Source organism: Kribbella yunnanensis, from assembly GCF_039529655.1.
Classification (GTDB): Bacteria; Actinomycetota; Actinomycetes; order Propionibacteriales; family Kribbellaceae; genus Kribbella; species Kribbella yunnanensis.
Genome location: NZ_BAAANF010000010.1, coordinates 195,440 through 210,395 on the forward strand (window position 1 = coordinate 195,440; position 14,956 = coordinate 210,395).

Genomic DNA, 14,956 nt, shown 5'->3' on the forward strand with positions numbered 1-14,956 from the left:
GCGAATGAGGAGGTCGCGAAGGCTGCTTGGGTAGAGAACGTTGGCGTCGTAGACGGCGATGAACGGCACGTCAGTACAGGTCCAGGTCCTGATCGAGCTCGGCCAGCTCGTCGGCGGCGGCGCGACGTTCCTGGTCGTCCTTGCGTTTGTAGTTCATCAGTGAGTCCGCGCGGACCCGGCGGTGCTTGCCGACCTTGCGGTATTCGATGTCACCGGTGTCGAGGAGGCCGATGAGGTATGGCCTGGAGACGTTCAGTAGGTCTGCTGCCTGCTGGGTTGTCAGCTCGGCATGCGCAGGTACGACGGAGACTCCCTGACCCGCCGCCATATGCGCAAGCACGCGAGCGAGTAACTCGACCGCACTGCGAGGGAGCGAAAGGGATTCGTCAGGGTCGCCATCGACGACGACGCGAAGCTCGCGTTCATCGGCATGCATGGAGAGATAACGCGTGATGCGGCGCAGAGCAAGGTCTGCGGTAGCAGCCTCGGACGGGTCCGGAGGCACTTGAGCAATCTTGGCCGACCCCACGGTGTCTCCTCCTGTCATCGCCGGCGTCTATCTGAAGTATCCGCAATAAACGCAGCAAACGCAACGGAGATCCAGAGTCGACCCAGCCCGCCGCTGAGCGGTGTCGTTTATTTCGGGGCTGAGGTGGCTCGGATGTGTAGTTCGGTGCGGAGGGTGACGGTGGAGGGTGGGCGGCCGGGGGAGGCGATTCGGTCTTTGAGGAGGGTGCCGGCGGTTCGGCCCAACTCGTAGGTGGGTTGGGCGACGGTGGTGAGGCTGGGGACTACGAGGTCGGCCCAGGGGATGTCGTCGAAGCCGACGATGGCGATGTCCTGGGGGGCGCGGAGGCCTTTTTGGGCCAGGTATTCGAGGGCGCCGACGGTCATCAGGTTGTTGGTGGCGAAGAGGGCTTCGGGGGGTTCGGGGAGGGTCAGGAGGGATTCCATGGCGGCGAAGCCGCCGGCTTCGCGGAAGTCGGCGTGGCGGACCAGGTCCTTGTCGTAGCGGATGCCGGCGGCTTTGAGGGCGGAGCGGTAGCCGGCCAGGCGGTCCATGGCGGTGCTGACCTTGCGGGGGCCGGTGATGCAGGCGATCCGGCGGTAGCCGCCGTCGATGAGGTGTTTGACGCCTTCGTGGGCGCCGTGTTCGTTGTCGACGAGGACGGTGTCGGCCTCGACGCCGTCGACGCGGCGGTCGATCAGGACCATCGGGGTCTTGGCCTCGGCGAGCTGCTGGACGCCTTCGGCGGTCGAGGTCGGCGAGATCACGACGCCGGCCATCTGTTCGGTCAGGACAGCCGACGCGTACGCCGCTTCCTTCGCCGGATCCTCGTCGGAATTGCACAGGACGACGTGGTACCCCTCGGTCTGAGCCACGTCCTCCAAGCCACGCACCAGCGAGGTGAAGAACGGGTTCTCGATGTCGGAGATGACCACGGCCCACAGGTTCGTCCGGGACTTGCGCAGGTTCCGGGCGACGCCGTTCGGGCGGTAGCCGAGCTCGGCCACGGCAGCCCGGACCTTCTCGGAGAGCTCCGGGTCGACGTTGCGCCGGCCGCTCAGTACCCGGGAGACCGTCGCCGGGGACACACCGGATCTACGCGCGACGTCGTAGATCGTCGTCATACCCGCCCCCTGCTGGAGATCGATTAACCGTCTGGATCGCACTCTAACCCCGATCCAGTGCCAAGGATCTCATTGGTTCAGCAAGGCGAGTGCGGCCGCGCGGGCAGGGGCGGAGGCTGCGGCGCCGTTGACGGTGGTGGAGAGGGCGCCTGCGGCGTTGGCCAGGCGTACGGCGGCGATCAGGTCGGCGCCGGAGGCAAGGGATGCGGCCAGTGAGCCGCAGAAGGCATCGCCGGCGCCGACTGTGTCGACGGTCGCCACGCGGTGCGGTTCGACCCAGACCTCCGCGCCGGACGACCGGTCCACGACGAACGCGCCGCGCGCTCCGAGGGTCACCACGCAGCCCCGCAGATCCCACTCGTCCGCGAGTTTCCGTGCGATCACCGGCACCTGGGTCTCGTCGTCGCAGTCCAGTCCGGTCAGCGCCGCCGCCTCGACCTCATTCGGGACCAGGATGTCGACGTCCGCCGCGACGAGCGGATCGATCGGACCGACCGGTGCCGGGGTGAGGATCGTCGTGACCCCAGCGGCCGCGGCCAGCCGCAACGCGACCGCGCTGGCCGCGATCGGCAACTCCAGCTGAACGCTGAGCACCCGGCTGCCGGTGATCACGTCGGCGAACGCCTCAACGTCTGTCGGCGTGATCGCTGCATTGGCCCGCGACACGATGATGATCGAGTTTCCACCGTCCGGCAGCACGAGTGGCAGCCCAACCCCGGTCCCCAGCGACGGATGCCGGACAACCCAGGACGTGTCGACCCCGTCCGACTCGAGCAGTTCGACGAACTCCTCGCCGTACCGGTCACTGCCGATCGTCCCGACGATCGCGGTCCGCGCGCCCATCCGGGCCGCGGCGATCGCCTGGTTCACGCCCTTGCCGCCGAGGTGCTCGGCGAACCCGGTCCCGTGCAGCGTCTCGCCGGGCAGCGGCCGCCGATCAGCCGAAGCGACGAGGTCTTTCATGAACGACCCGAGCACGCACACGTCGTACCTCATGCGTCCTCCCCGAGCAGACGCTTGCCCAGGGCACCGGACGGATGGAACCGCGCGAAGTCGTGATGATCGAACTCCCGCAGTACGACGAGCGCACACGCCAGCGCATCGCCCATCGCCAGCGAGGCCGTGGTCGAGGCGGTCGGCGCCAGGTTCAGCGGATCGGCCTCGCGCAGCACCATCGTGTCCAGCGTGTACGTCGACAACCGGGCCAGCGTCGACTTCTCGGCACCGGTCATCGCGATCACTGGGATCCCGCGCTCGCGCAGCATCCGGGCGAACGCGCAGACCTCGGCCGTCTCGCCCGAGGCGGACAACGCCAGCACGAGATCCCGCGAAGTGACCGCGCCGGAGTCGCCGTGCAGCGCATCGCCGGAGTGGATGAAAGTGGCCGGCGTACCGGTGCTTGCCAGCGTGGCCGCGATCTTCCGCCCGACCAGCCCGGACTTCCCGAGCCCGGTCACCACCAGATGCCCTTCGCAGGCGGCAACAGCGATCAGTACGTCGAGGAAGACGCCGTCGAGGCGGTCGGCCAGTGCCGACACGGCCGCGGCCTCGGTCTCGATCGCTGTCCGCGCTGCCTGGAGACCGCGGGCGACCCGGTCCGGCACAACTGGCATCCCCGAAACCCTTCGATAGTGAGAAATCGATTTCCACCGAGTAGACGCAGAGTAGGGAGTGCGCCTGCGGAGTGTCAACGGCTGATTCCTGGCTGAAACCCTTGCGATAGACCAATCAGTCCGGATTCGGGCGGATCGACAGCGGCTCTGGTCTTGACCGGCTCAGCGCGCGATCGTAGATTGCGAGAAATCGATTGCCCACCCCTGGAGCAGCTGATGGTCGCCACACTTCCCCCTGCCCGCCTGAGCCGCCGTACGCTGCTCGGCGCTTTCGCCGCCGTACCGCTGTTGTCGGCCTGCGGAGGTTCGTCCGGCGGTGACGGCAAGGAGATGTCGTTCTGGAACTTCTACGGCCCGTCCGACGACCAAGGACCGCAGAGCAAGTGGTTCGTCTCGGTCGTCGACGAGTGGAACAAGAACAACGACGTCAAGGTCAAGCTGCGCTACATCCCCGGCAAGGACTACCTGAACGGGACCACGCTGCAGACCGCGTTCCAGTCCGGACAGGGCCCCGACATCTTCCTGATCAGCCCGGGCGACTTCCTGCGCTACTACAACGGCAACGTTCTGCAGGACCTCGGCTCGGCGCTCTCGCCCGAATCCAAGGCCGACTACCTCCCGGGACTGCTCGAGGCGCGCAGCGTGGACGGCAAGGTCTACGGACTGCCGATGGAGATCGAGCCATTGGCCATGTACTACAGCGAAACCGCCTTCGAGAAGGCCGGTCTGTCCGAGGCCGACCTGCCGAAGACGTGGGACGAGACACTTGCGGTCGCCGAGAAGCTCACCGGCAAGGACCGGTACGGCGTGATGTTCGAAACGCTGCCCGGTTACTACCAGAACTTCACGTGGTATCCGTTCCTCTGGCAGGGAGACGGTACGCCGATCAAGGACGGCAAGGTCGCGTTCGATTCGCCGGCCGCCGTACAGGCGTTGAAGTTCTGGCAGGACACCATTCAGAACAAGGTTGCCCCGCGCAAGGCGCTCGGTGATGGCGGTGGTGACGTGGTCTCGAACCTCGGATCCGGCGCAGCCGCGATGCAGCAGAGCGGCATCTGGGCGGTCGCGGATATGCGCGCCAAGGCGAAGAACTTCAAGTACGGCATCATTCCGCACCCGACTCCGAGTGGTGGCAAGGCGGCCACCGACCTCGGCGGCTGGGCGTTCGTGGCCAACTCGAAGGGGAAGAACCCGGAGGCGGCGGCCAAGTTCATCGCGTGGGCGCTGGGTTCGACGGATGCGGCCGGGGTTGAGCGGCAGCGGCAGTGGAACACGGTGGTCAAGACCAACGTGCCGCCGCGGAAGTCGGTCCAGGCAGCGGCTGATGCGAAGGGTGCTTTCGCGGATGGCGCGCTGAAGAAGTTCGTCAGCGAGATAGCGCCGACCGGGAAGCCGGAACCGCGGTTCCCACCGGAGGTCTATCAGCCGATCGCGGATGCCATCCAGGCCTGCCAGTTGAACGCCGCCGACCCGGCCAAGGCGGCGGCCGACGCGGCGGCCCGGATCGACACCTTCCTGAAGACCTATCAGGGCGCGCCGATCAGCTGATGGTGACCACAACAGCTCCACCGTCCAAGCCGGTTGCGCGGGCGTTGCCGGCGCAGAAGCGGGGGATGACACGGAAGCGACGCGAGGCGCTGGCGGCGTACGCGTTCCTGGCGCCGGACACTCTCGGTCTGCTGATCTTCGTCGCGCTGCCGATGGTGCTCGCGTTCGGGGTCGCGTTCTTCAAGGTCGATGGCTTCGGCAACTATCAGTACGTCGGTCTGGCGAACTACAAGCTGATGGCCGGCGACGACCAGCTGCTCGCATCGTTGAAGGTGACCGCGATCTACGTGGTCACCTTCGTCCCGATCGCGTTCGTGGTCAGCTTCGCGTTGGCCATGCTGGTGCGCAATCACTTCAAAGGCATCGGCTGGGTTCGTTCGGCGTTCTTCCTGCCGAACGTGGTCAGCCTGGTCGTGGTCGGTCTGATCTGGCAGTTCCTGCTGGTCGACAAGCGCGGCGCGTTGTCCAAGCTGCTCGCACCACTCGGTCTCGGCGACGTGTCCTTTCTCGGTACGCCGTCCCTTGCCCTCGGCACCTATGTGGTGATCAGCGTCTGGTTCCTGATGGGCTATCAGATGCTCGTCTTCCTGGCCGGGCTGAAGGATGTGCCTCGCGAGCTCGAGGACGCAGCTTCGATCGATGGTGCGGGCCCTTGGCAACGGTTCCGGTACGTGATCTGGCCGTTGCTCCGCCCGACCAGCTTCTTCGTGGTCGTGAACTCGACGATCGGCGCGGTCACCGGTCTGCAGGCGTTCGACCTGGTTTTCGTGCTCACCAAGGGCGGTCCGGCCCGCGCGACCAGCACGGTCGTCCTCTACATCTACGAGCAGGCGTTCACCTTCAACAACATGGGGTACGCCGCCGCGCTGACCACCGTGGTCGTCGCGATCCTCGTGCTCTGTACCGGCTTGATGTTCGGTGTCACCCGAGGAGGCCGATTCGATGAGGATTAGGGTCCTGCCGATCGTCGCCCATGTGCTCGCGATCATCGCGGTGTTACCACTGCTCTGGATTGTGATCAGTGCTCTCAAACCAGCCGAGGACGTCTTCAACTTCGGCTGGCCGTCGACCTGGACGCTGGACAATCTGCAGTACGTGCTGCTGAAGATCCCGATGCCGCGGTTCATGCTGAACTCGGCGATCGTCTCGGTCGCGGTGACCGTGATCGCGCTGTTCTTCCACTCGATGGCGGCGTACGCGCTGGCCCGGCTGCGGTTCCCGGGCCGCGGGATCATCTTCTCCGGCATCATGTCGACGCTGCTCGTCTCGCTGCCGGTGATCCTGGTACCGCTGTTCCTGGTCGCCAAGCAGCTCGGCCTACTCGACAGCTATGCCGGTCTGATCGTGCCGAGCATCTTCCACGCCTTCGGCATCTTCCTGCTCCGCCAGTACTACCTGAACATCCCGCGTGAGCTGGAGGAAGCCGCCGACCTCGACGGCTGCGGCTACTGGCGGCGGTACTGGAGTGTCATCCTGCCGCTGAGTCGTCCGGTACTCGCCTCACTGTCGGTGCTGTTCTTTCTGGCCAACTGGAACGCGTTCCTCTGGCCGCTGACCATCACTCGCAATCCGGACCTCCGCGTCATCCAGCTCGGCGTCTCCGGCATGCAGGGGCAGTACGCCTCCGCCTGGAACCTCATACTCGCGGCGGCCGTGATCGCCGCCGTACCGACTGTCGTGGTGTTCGTCGCCGGTCAGAAGCGACTGGTCGATGCGATGAAGACGACCGGTCTTAAGTGAGTGCGGCCACCATGCGTTGACGGGCTTGGTAGTAGTGATCCGGGTCGAGCACTGGCCGGTTGAAGTGCAGTGTTCGGTCCGGGTCGATCAGGTCGAGTGCCGCGTCGAGGCCGTGCCGGGCGCGGACAGCTTGGAGTGCGCGGTGGTCCCAGATCGCTTGGGCGAAGACGCGGTGGCGGAGCGACGGCCACGGCGTACCGTCGGTGCCGGGGTAGACGATGAACGGGTCCCCGGACGGGAACGCGCCACCGGCTGAGGTCTCGGTGAACGGATCCACCTGCCGGACGGAGTACTGGGTGTACCAGAAGTTGAAACCCCAGTGCAGGAAGCCGTCTACGCCGGATGCGAAGAGCTGGTGGCCGATGGCGCGGTTGCGTGCGGAGGGCATGCCGATGAAGCGGTTCGCGACGTCGCGGTTCTGGCTCACGCAGTAGTAGACCCACAGGCGCTCCGGGCGCTCTTTGAGGAACGGTTCGACATGATCGGTGGCGACGACGGGCAGGGGGACAGCTCCTGACGTCCAGAACGAGTGCTCGCTCAGAGCGTCGACGAGTGTCCAGCCTTTCAGCAGATCGGCGACGACAGCCTTTGCTGCGAGGTAGCTGGCGAGACCTTCTTCTCCTGAGGGCTCATCGGAGATGTGGAAGACCACGTGGTCGCGGTCCCACTCCTCGTCGAGCACTGTCTGGAGTGCCGGCAGCAGGGCCTCCATCAGCTGCCGGTACTGCGGATCTATCGCGTCGACGTCCCAGCCGAAGGCACGCTGGCCGTTCACCACGATGCCGGGCGTGGCCTTGGCGCCCCACTGCGTGAACAGGTGCGCGACCTCGACACCTGTAATCCCGTTCCGTCGGCATAGTTCGAGCCAGCGGCGCAGCTTGTCGAAGCCGAACCGGTATCCGTCGTCAGTGGTGGTGATGCCGATGAGCTGTACGACGGTGCGGTACGAATCGACCGCTGTGTCGAGAGGTGGTGTCCAGACCGGTGTGAGCAGTGAGGTCGCGCCCATCTCGGCCGCTGACGCCATGAAGCGGTCGACCAGCGCCCAGTGCTCTTCGCTGAACACCTCGACGCCATAGTGGTCAGCCAGCGAGTCGACGTGCATCCAGTGACTCGACACGATGTCGAGTGCCGGTAGCTCGATTCCGGTGAGCTCGACAGTGACCTGCTGCCGGTGCAACTCAGTCCCGTCGGGTGTACTCAGTACGACGGTCAGGTCGTGGCGGCCGGCCCGTGCGGGGTCGGTGGTGCTGACGTCGAACCAGAGCGCCGCCCACTCGCCGGGGCGCACTGATGTCTCGCCGGTCGGGATCGGGCGCAGTACGTCGGGATACAACCCGGGCTCGTCGAACTCGTAGCCGTCGTCGTGCTCAGGGAACGCGAGCAGGTCGCACTGCACGAGGTCCACGGCCGACACCGTCACCAGGTCGGCCGCCGAGCCCTCGACCCGCACCGACAACCCGCCCGGATCGCGGAGCGCCGGATCGCCGGGCGCCGGATCGCCGGGCGCGGGATCGCGAGGCGCCGAGTCGACCTGCGCTGAGTCGACCTGCGCCGACTCGGTCGGTGGCCGGTAGGCGAGCTGGAAGGACGCCGGCTCTCCGAGAAACGGCTGGAATCGGGTCGCGGCGGCCACGGGACGCGGGTCCCGGGTGGGATGCACCTTCGCCAGGGCATCGCAGAGCACGAACGTCCACTGCGCAGTCATGCCTACATCATTCAGATGTGCGCAGGAATGCACAACAGTTTACGGCCAGGGGAGTAGTTCTGGTGCGCCTTCGATCTCGGCACGGCCGGCGTACCAGGCGGTGAGGGCGGTGAGGGTGCCGGTGAGGAGGTGGTCCTCGCCGGTGCCGTTCTCCCAGACCGGGCCGTCGGTGGGCTGCAGGATCAGGTGGATGCCGTCGGGGGTGCGGGGGCGGAGGAAGTCGAGCAGGTGGGCGCAGAAAGGTGCCGGCCACTCGTCGGGGGTGGCGGCGAGGCCCAGGTCGCTGGTGTGGATGAGTAGCTCGCGCCACGTGGCGTCGATGCCGTGCGCCAGGGTGCTGTTGCGGTGCAGGATCGGCCGGGACCAGTCCTCGGGGCCGACGCGGTCCCAGGCGGCCAGGAGGTCGGTGAGTGCTTGGTTGAGGTCTGCGGTGAGCTCTTCCGCCGGGCGGTGCGCCCCGGCTTCGATATCCGCGTCACGGGCGGGCCGGCCGCCGTCGTACACCTCGACGAGCTCGCCGCGCAGGGCGTACTCGACCTGGCGGGTCATGGCGCGCGAGAAGTTGGCTATATGGGTGATCACGTGCCCGCGGGACCAGCCGGGCAGCACGGAGTCGCCACGGGCGGTGGTTTCGTCCAGGCCGTCGACCAGCGTGCTCAGCCGAGCTGCGGCGGTCTTCACGTCGATCAGGGCCACAAGCGCTCCTTCGTCCAGGTTGTCGCCCACGACCCTAAGTCAGTTTGGCTAGCCTGATCGCATGACGGTGGCCCGGTTCAAGGATTTGTGTATCGACACGAACGCGTCGAGTCCCATGGTGGCGTTCTGGGCGGACGTGCTCGGGCTGACCGTGCCGGCCGACAATCCGACCGTGCTGCTCGGCGACACGCCCGAGAAGACGATCTGGATGAACACGGTCAGCGATGTGCGGGCGGAGAAGAACCGGGTGCACCTGGATGTGGACACCGGGTCGATCGAGGAGCTGGTCGCGGCTGGGGCGACCGTGCAGTCCGAGCACTCGCACTGGACCGTGCTGACGGATCCGGAGGGCGGGGAGTTCTGCGGCTTCGTGCGGGAGCGCGTTCCGGCGTACCGGCTGATGGAGCTGGTGGTCGACTCGGTCGATGCGAAGGCACAGGCCGAGTGGTGGGCCGGAGTGGTCGGCGGTGACCTCGGGAGCTCACCGGACAACCCGTGGTACTGGCTGGAGAACGTTCCCGGTCTGCCGTTCACCTACTGGGTGTTCGTGCCGGTGCCCGAGCCGAAGACCGCGAAGAACCGCGTGCACTGGGATGTCACCGCACCAGCGCTACAGCCGGTGCTGGACGCCGGTGCGACTCTGCTGCGCCCCAGGGACAACGAGATCGGCTGGCACATCTGCGCCGACCCCGAGGGCAACGAGTTCTGCGTGTTCTTGGACCATTAGCCCCATGACTCAGCTTGACCTGACCCTGTCCGGACCTGACCTGACCGAGGCGCTGGTGAACGTGTCCTCGGTGAGTGGGACCGAGGAGCCGTTGGCTGACCAGGTCGAGGCGGCGCTGTCGGCGTACTCGCATCTGAAGGTGTTCCGGCACGGGAACACGGTGGTGGCGCGGACTGACCTCGGGCGGGCCGAGCGGATCGTGATCGCCGGGCACCTGGACACCGTCCCGCTGAACGACAACCTGCCGGCGCGGCGCGCCGACGGGCTGATCCACGGGCTCGGTGCGTGCGACATGAAGGGCGGAGTCGCCGTCGGGCTGCGGCTCGCGGCCACGCTGGCCGAGCCGAACCGGGACGTGACTTACGTCTTCTACGACTGCGAAGAGGTCGAGTCCGAGCGCAACGGGCTGTTCAAGCTGACCCAGTCGAACCCTGAGCTGCTGGAAGGCGTGTTCGCGGTCGTGATGGAGCCGTCGAACGCAGTGGTCGAGGCGGGCTGCCAGGGGACGATGCGGATCGAGGTCACCACTCGTGGCGAGCGGGCGCACTCGGCGCGGTCGTGGATGGGCCGCAACGCGATCCACGCGGCGGGGGAGATCCTCGCGCGACTGGCGGCGTACGAGCCACGGCGGGTGCCGATCGACGGTCTGGAGTACCGCGAGGGGCTGAACGCGGTCGGAATCACCGGTGGGGTCGCGGGGAACGTCGTACCGGACCTGTGCACGGTGGAGATCAACTACCGGTTCGCACCGAGCCGGTCCGAGGCGGAGGCCGAGGCGCATCTGCGCGAGGTCTTCTCCGGGTACGACGTGGTGGTGACGGACTCGGCACCCGGGGGACTGCCCGGGCTGGAGCGGCCGGCCGCGGCGGCGTTCCTACAGGTGGTTGGGGGTGAGCCGAAGCCGAAGTTCGGGTGGACCGACGTCGCGCGGTTCACGCTGCTCGGCGTACCGGCGGTGAACTACGGGCCCGGCGACCCGCTGTACGCGCACAAGCAGGATGAATTCGTGCCGGAGGCGGAGATCTCGTTGTGTGAACAACGGCTGAGGAGTTGGTTGACCGACCCGGCGTGAACCGGCCCGTGCGTGCCACTAGGTCCTAACCTGGTGGCATGGCAGATGAACCTTCGATCCACCCCGACCGTCCGGTCGGCCACCAGCAGCGCGGGCCGGTCGTGATGCGACGCAACCAGGTGCAGCACTCCACGTCCGAGCAGCGGCTGCTGGACAGCCGCGGGCCGTCCGACTGGGTGCACACCGATCCGTGGCGGGTGCTGCGGATCCAGTCGGAGTTCATCGAGGGGTTCGGCATGCTCGCCGAGCTCGGTGCGGCGATCAGCGTGTTCGGATCGGCGCGGACGAAGCCGGACGACCCGATGTACCTCGCCGCCGAGGAGCTGGCGCGGAAGCTGGTCGCGTCGGGGTATGCGGTGATCACCGGCGGCGGACCCGGCGTGATGGAGGCGGCGAACAAGGGCGCCTCCGAAGCCGGCGGGGTCTCGGTCGGGCTCGGGATCGAGCTGCCCTTCGAGAACGGCCTGAACGAGTGGGTCGATATCGGGATGAACTTCCGGTACTTCTTCACGCGCAAGACGATGTTCGTGAAGTACGCGCAGGGGTTCGTGGTGATGCCCGGTGGGTTCGGCACCCTGGACGAGCTGTTCGAGGCGCTCACGCTGGCGCAGACCCGCAAGGTGACGTCGTTCCCGGTCGTGCTGTTCGGGTCGTCGTACTGGGGCGGGCTGGCCGACTGGCTGCGCGAGACGATGCTCGCGGACGGCAAGATCTCGGCCGCTGACCTCGACATGTTCACGATCACCGACTCGGTGGACGAGGCGGTGAGCTACATCATCAAGGCCGCCGAGCTCGCCGATGCGGCCGCAGAGGAAGCCGCGTCGGCCGCTGCGCAACAGGTCGCCGAGGCGGAGAACCCGGCGGCTCGCGAACGTCGTGAAGAGCGCCGTCTCGGGTCGGACGGGAGCTAGCCGGGGTCCGCGGATCGAGACTCGGGGACCCGCCGATTGTGCGGGTGACTGGATCGGCATGGCACGATCGGACCCGTGATGTGGTTCTTCGGGTTGATCGTGGTGTTGTTGATCGGGGCTGTCGCCGTCGTGGCCTCGGGACGTTGGGGTGCCATGAGCCCGGCGTACGACGACCGCCCCGACATGACTGTGCCCGCGCGGCAGGCGCTGACCTCGACCGAGATCGAGTCGGTCCGGTTCGCCGTCGGCCTGCGCGGCTACCGGATGGACGAGGTCGACACCCTCCTCGAACGAGTAGCCCGCGAAGTCGCCGAACGCGACCGCCGCATCGCCGACCTGGAGCGGGCGGTCGCCCCCATCCTCGATTCCCCCGACGGCGACGGCTTCGCCTCCCGCACCCGCTACACCCCCGCCGACTTCGACGACACCGGCTCAACGCCGCCCATCATGGTCGGCGGCGACTTCCCGTCGGTACGCGACACCGCCGAACAACCCGCCGTACCAGCCGAGCCGGAGACGCCCGCCCCGGCCGAGCCCGCCGTACCGGCGCCTGGTCCGGCCGAGTCCGCCGTACCGGCACCTGCACCAGTCGCGGCCGCCCCCGGCGTCACGCTGCCAGTAGTCGGAATCCCGGCACCGCAGCCGACCGCCGAAGCCGCGCCCCCGCCTGCCACCGAGCCGACAGCTTCGGAGTCTGCGCCCTCCACAGCCGCCTCCGAGGCGGCCAATGAGTACGAGCGCCTCCAAGCCGAGGCCCGCGCCCTCCTGGAAGCCACCACCGGCAGCCTCCCCACCATCCGCCCAGCCACAGAGCGCCCCACCCCAACCGACCAGCCCGCGACTGAGCGACCGGCCTGGTCGGCGACCGAGCAGCCCGCCGCACCGAGATCCGAGCAAGCTGGTTCTCCGACGACCGAGTCCCGCGCCTGGTCGGCGACCGAGCCCGCTCCGGCGGACGAGCAGGCCGCACCGGCGACGGAACCGCCTGCCTCTCCCGCGACTGATCAGTCCGCCTCGGGAACCGAGCGGTCGGCCCCGCAGGCGCCCGACGCCCTCGGCGCCCCGGCCCCGGCAGCCGAAGACTCCTGGTTCCAGCAGCCCGCCCCACCGGCGCAGCAGCCCACCGCACCCACACAAGGTGCGCCCGCGACTCAGCAGTTCCAGGATCCCGCCGCGCAAGGTGCTTCGGCTCCGCTGCGATTCCAGATGCCTGGCGATACCGAGCCGGCGGCCTATCAGCAGCCCGACCAGCCCACAGCACCTGCACAAGGTGCCCCCGCTTCCCAGCAGCCCGCACAGGGTGCTCCCGCTCCCGACCAGTTCCCGGAACCCACCGCGCCCGCACAAGGTGCGCCCGCTCCGGAACAGTTCCAGCCCGGCCGGACCGAGTCGGCGTACCAGCAGCCGGCCCAGTCCACGCCGTACGAGCAGTCGGCTCAGTCCACGCCGTACGAGCAGCCGTCTCAGCCCGCGCCGTACGAGCGGTCGGCTGAGTCCGCGCCGTACGAGCAGTCCGCGCCGTACGAGCAGCCGGAGCCGGGGGCGTTGGCTCCGGGGCAGCAGTTCCCGAGCCCGGGCTCGTCCGCGCCAACGCCGTACCAGCAGCCGGCCCAGACACCGCACCAGGCCGCTGCGCCCCAGCAGGCACCTCAGGCACCGCACCAGGCTCCTGCGCGCGAGCAGGCTGCTGACCACCAGAGCCAGGGACAGGCTGCGGGCTATCAGCAGTCGCAGGGACAGCCCTCGCCGTACCAGGCGCAGCAGGGGCAGCCCGTTCCGGGACAGCAGGGGCAGTCGTCGCCGTACCAGGGTGTTGAGCAGCAGTCGCCGTATCAGCGGCAGGAGTGGCAGCCCTCGGCGTACCAGGCGTCCGGCCAGCAGCCGCAGGGGCAGACCTCGCCGTACGAGCAGTCCGGCCAACAGCCTGCGGCACCTCCGCAGGGACCGCCGGTGCCTCATTGGGTGCAGCCGGGTGGGAACGGGCAGCAGGAGGGGTCGGGAGACGAGCAGGAAGGGTGGCAGAGGTGGGAACCACCTGCGGGCGATCCGGGGGCTCAGGGGCGGCACAGCGCGCCTCCGGAGCAGTCGGCGTACCAGCGTCCTAGCTGATGACACCCGACGGCACCTGTCACGCCGAGGCGAGTATCGAACTCGACCTGGACCTGCAGGACGCCTGGGACGTCGTCGCGGACTGGCCGCGACAGTCGCGCTGGATGTTGTTCACGCGAGTGTGGGCGACCGAGCAGGACGGCAGAGGGATCGGCGGCGGAGTCTCGGCGCGCACTTCTGTCGGTGGCATCGGGTTCACTGACGACATGGTCATCACACACTGGGATCCGCCGAACGAGTGCACGGTGAAACACCTCGGCAAGATCGTCCGCGGCACCGGCACCTTCGCCGTCCAACAGACGTCAAGAGGATCCAGCGTCTTCACCTGGTCGGAGGACGTGATCCCGCCGTTCGGCAAACTCGGCCGGCTCGTCTGGCCGATCGTGCGCCCCGCGTTCGAGGTGATGATGCGGATCTCGTTGAAGCGGTTGGTCAAGGAGGTCGCGGCATGACGGTCATCGGAGACGACGGGCAACCGCGCTGCGGCTGGGCGACTTCGGCCCCCGAGTACGTCGAGTATCACGACACCGAGTGGGGTAAGGAGATCCGCGACGACCGCGGGCTCTTCGAGCGGATGACACTCGAGGGGTTCCAGTCGGGGCTGTCGTGGATCACGATCCTGCGCAAGCGGGAGAACTTCCGGACCGCGTTCGCGCACTTCGATCCCGAGGTGATCGCGAAGTTCGGCAGCGACGACTTCGACCGGCTGATGGCCGATCAGGGGATCGTGCGCAACCGGCTCAAGATCAACGCCACGATCTCGAACGCGCGCGCCCTGCTCGAGCTCGACGAGGGAGCGTTCACCGAGCTGCTGTGGAGCTTCCGGCCGGCCACGCAGAAGGTGCCGCAGAAGCTTGGCGACGTGCCCGCGACAACACCGGAATCGGTCGCGATGTCGAAGGCCCTGAAGAAGAACGGATTTGTCTTCGTCGGGCCCACAACGGCGTACGCATTGATGCAGGCGACAGGCATTGTGAACGACCATCTAGCCACCTGTATCGCCCGCTGACCAGGGCGTTTGCATACCCCAAATGCACGTGCATAACGCACGAAATCGTGCAATTCGCGTTGACTGAAAGACAAACGGCTGAACGAGTTGTGTTCCGGGCACGGAACGTGATGTGGTGTTCAGCGGACTCCCCGTCTGTCAGGTGGTTGTCCGGTCGTGACTCGCCCGACCGGAAAGCGGCCGGGGAGTCC

The 14,956-nt window shown here is 67.5% G+C and carries 15 protein-coding genes; 9 read left to right on the forward strand and 6 right to left on the reverse strand.

All coding sequences use genetic code 11. The features are described from left to right. Positions 1-70 precede the first annotated feature (70 nt). The 4 genes from ABD231_RS16540 to ABD231_RS16555 all read right to left on the reverse strand — a co-directional run bounded on the left by ABD231_RS16540 (position 71) and on the right by ABD231_RS16555 (position 3,245). Complete coding sequence (locus ABD231_RS16540; RefSeq protein ID WP_344151858.1) at positions 71-547, reverse strand: helix-turn-helix domain-containing protein; 477 nt, start codon at positions 545-547, stop codon at positions 71-73. 89 nt (positions 548-636) lie between these two features. Continuing rightward, a complete protein-coding gene (locus tag ABD231_RS16545; protein ID WP_344151861.1) occupies positions 637-1,632 on the reverse strand; it encodes a LacI family DNA-binding transcriptional regulator in 996 nt (331 codons plus the stop codon). Positions 1,633-1,701: 69 nt separating this feature from the next. Next, positions 1,702-2,628 carry a ribokinase gene (locus tag ABD231_RS16550; protein WP_344151864.1) on the reverse strand — a complete coding sequence of 309 codons (927 nt, stop codon included), beginning with the start codon at positions 2,626-2,628 and terminating at the stop codon, positions 1,702-1,704. Continuing rightward, positions 2,625-3,245 carry a KpsF/GutQ family sugar-phosphate isomerase gene (locus ABD231_RS16555; protein ID WP_344151867.1) on the reverse strand — a complete coding sequence of 207 codons (621 nt, stop codon included), beginning with the start codon at positions 3,243-3,245 and terminating at the stop codon, positions 2,625-2,627. The genes ABD231_RS16550 and ABD231_RS16555 overlap by 4 nt, the downstream gene beginning before the upstream one ends. A gap of 216 nt (positions 3,246-3,461) precedes the next feature. On the opposite strand from ABD231_RS16555, the gene ABD231_RS16560 reads away from it, so the two are divergent. The 3 genes from ABD231_RS16560 to ABD231_RS16570 all read left to right on the forward strand — a co-directional run bounded on the left by ABD231_RS16560 (position 3,462) and on the right by ABD231_RS16570 (position 6,533). Further along, entirely contained in the window at positions 3,462-4,793 is a 1,332-nt protein-coding gene (locus ABD231_RS16560) for an ABC transporter substrate-binding protein (protein ID WP_344151870.1), read from the forward strand. A 65-nt stretch (positions 4,794-4,858) separates the two neighbouring features. Next, a complete protein-coding gene (locus tag ABD231_RS16565) occupies positions 4,859-5,746 on the forward strand; it encodes a carbohydrate ABC transporter permease (protein ID WP_344151873.1) in 888 nt (295 codons plus the stop codon). Continuing rightward, on the forward strand, positions 5,736-6,533 hold the full coding sequence (locus tag ABD231_RS16570) for a carbohydrate ABC transporter permease (protein ID WP_344151876.1): 798 nt from the start codon (positions 5,736-5,738) through the stop codon (positions 6,531-6,533). Before ABD231_RS16565 ends, ABD231_RS16570 begins: the two co-directional genes overlap by 11 nt. On the opposite strand, the gene ABD231_RS16575 is transcribed toward ABD231_RS16570, so the two are convergent. Both ABD231_RS16575 and ABD231_RS16580 read right to left on the reverse strand, forming a co-directional pair. Next, positions 6,526-8,241, reverse strand: coding sequence for a DUF4091 domain-containing protein (locus ABD231_RS16575; protein ID WP_344151879.1), 1,716 nt, complete (start codon positions 8,239-8,241; stop codon positions 6,526-6,528). The genes ABD231_RS16570 and ABD231_RS16575 overlap by 8 nt on opposite strands. Positions 8,242-8,280: 39 nt before the next feature. Next, a complete protein-coding gene (locus ABD231_RS16580; protein WP_344151882.1) occupies positions 8,281-8,967 on the reverse strand; it encodes a maleylpyruvate isomerase family mycothiol-dependent enzyme in 687 nt (228 codons plus the stop codon). A 31-nt stretch (positions 8,968-8,998) separates the two neighbouring features. Here ABD231_RS16580 and ABD231_RS16585 point away from each other — a divergent pair, with 31 nt between their 5' ends. The 6 genes from ABD231_RS16585 (at position 8,999) to ABD231_RS16610 (ending at position 14,765) form a co-directional block, all read left to right on the forward strand. Continuing rightward, the gene (locus ABD231_RS16585; protein ID WP_344151885.1) at positions 8,999-9,664 is read left to right on the forward strand and encodes a VOC family protein; all 666 of its coding nucleotides are present in this window, start codon (positions 8,999-9,001) and stop codon (positions 9,662-9,664) included. Positions 9,665-9,668: 4 nt separating this feature from the next. Further along, complete coding sequence (gene dapE, locus ABD231_RS16590) at positions 9,669-10,736, forward strand: succinyl-diaminopimelate desuccinylase (protein ID WP_344151888.1); 1,068 nt, start codon at positions 9,669-9,671, stop codon at positions 10,734-10,736. A 38-nt stretch (positions 10,737-10,774) separates the two neighbouring features. Next, the gene (locus ABD231_RS16595) at positions 10,775-11,647 is read left to right on the forward strand and encodes an LOG family protein (protein WP_344151891.1); all 873 of its coding nucleotides are present in this window, start codon (positions 10,775-10,777) and stop codon (positions 11,645-11,647) included. Between the two features lie 78 nt (positions 11,648-11,725). Then, the gene (locus ABD231_RS16600; protein WP_344152142.1) at positions 11,726-13,756 is read left to right on the forward strand and encodes a DivIVA domain-containing protein; all 2,031 of its coding nucleotides are present in this window, start codon (positions 11,726-11,728) and stop codon (positions 13,754-13,756) included. Then, a complete protein-coding gene (locus ABD231_RS16605; protein WP_344151894.1) occupies positions 13,756-14,208 on the forward strand; it encodes an SRPBCC family protein in 453 nt (150 codons plus the stop codon). Before ABD231_RS16600 ends, ABD231_RS16605 begins: the two co-directional genes overlap by 1 nt. Then, the gene (locus ABD231_RS16610; RefSeq protein WP_344151897.1) at positions 14,205-14,765 is read left to right on the forward strand and encodes a DNA-3-methyladenine glycosylase I; all 561 of its coding nucleotides are present in this window, start codon (positions 14,205-14,207) and stop codon (positions 14,763-14,765) included. Before ABD231_RS16605 ends, ABD231_RS16610 begins: the two co-directional genes overlap by 4 nt. The last annotated feature ends 191 nt before the right edge of the window (positions 14,766-14,956 follow it).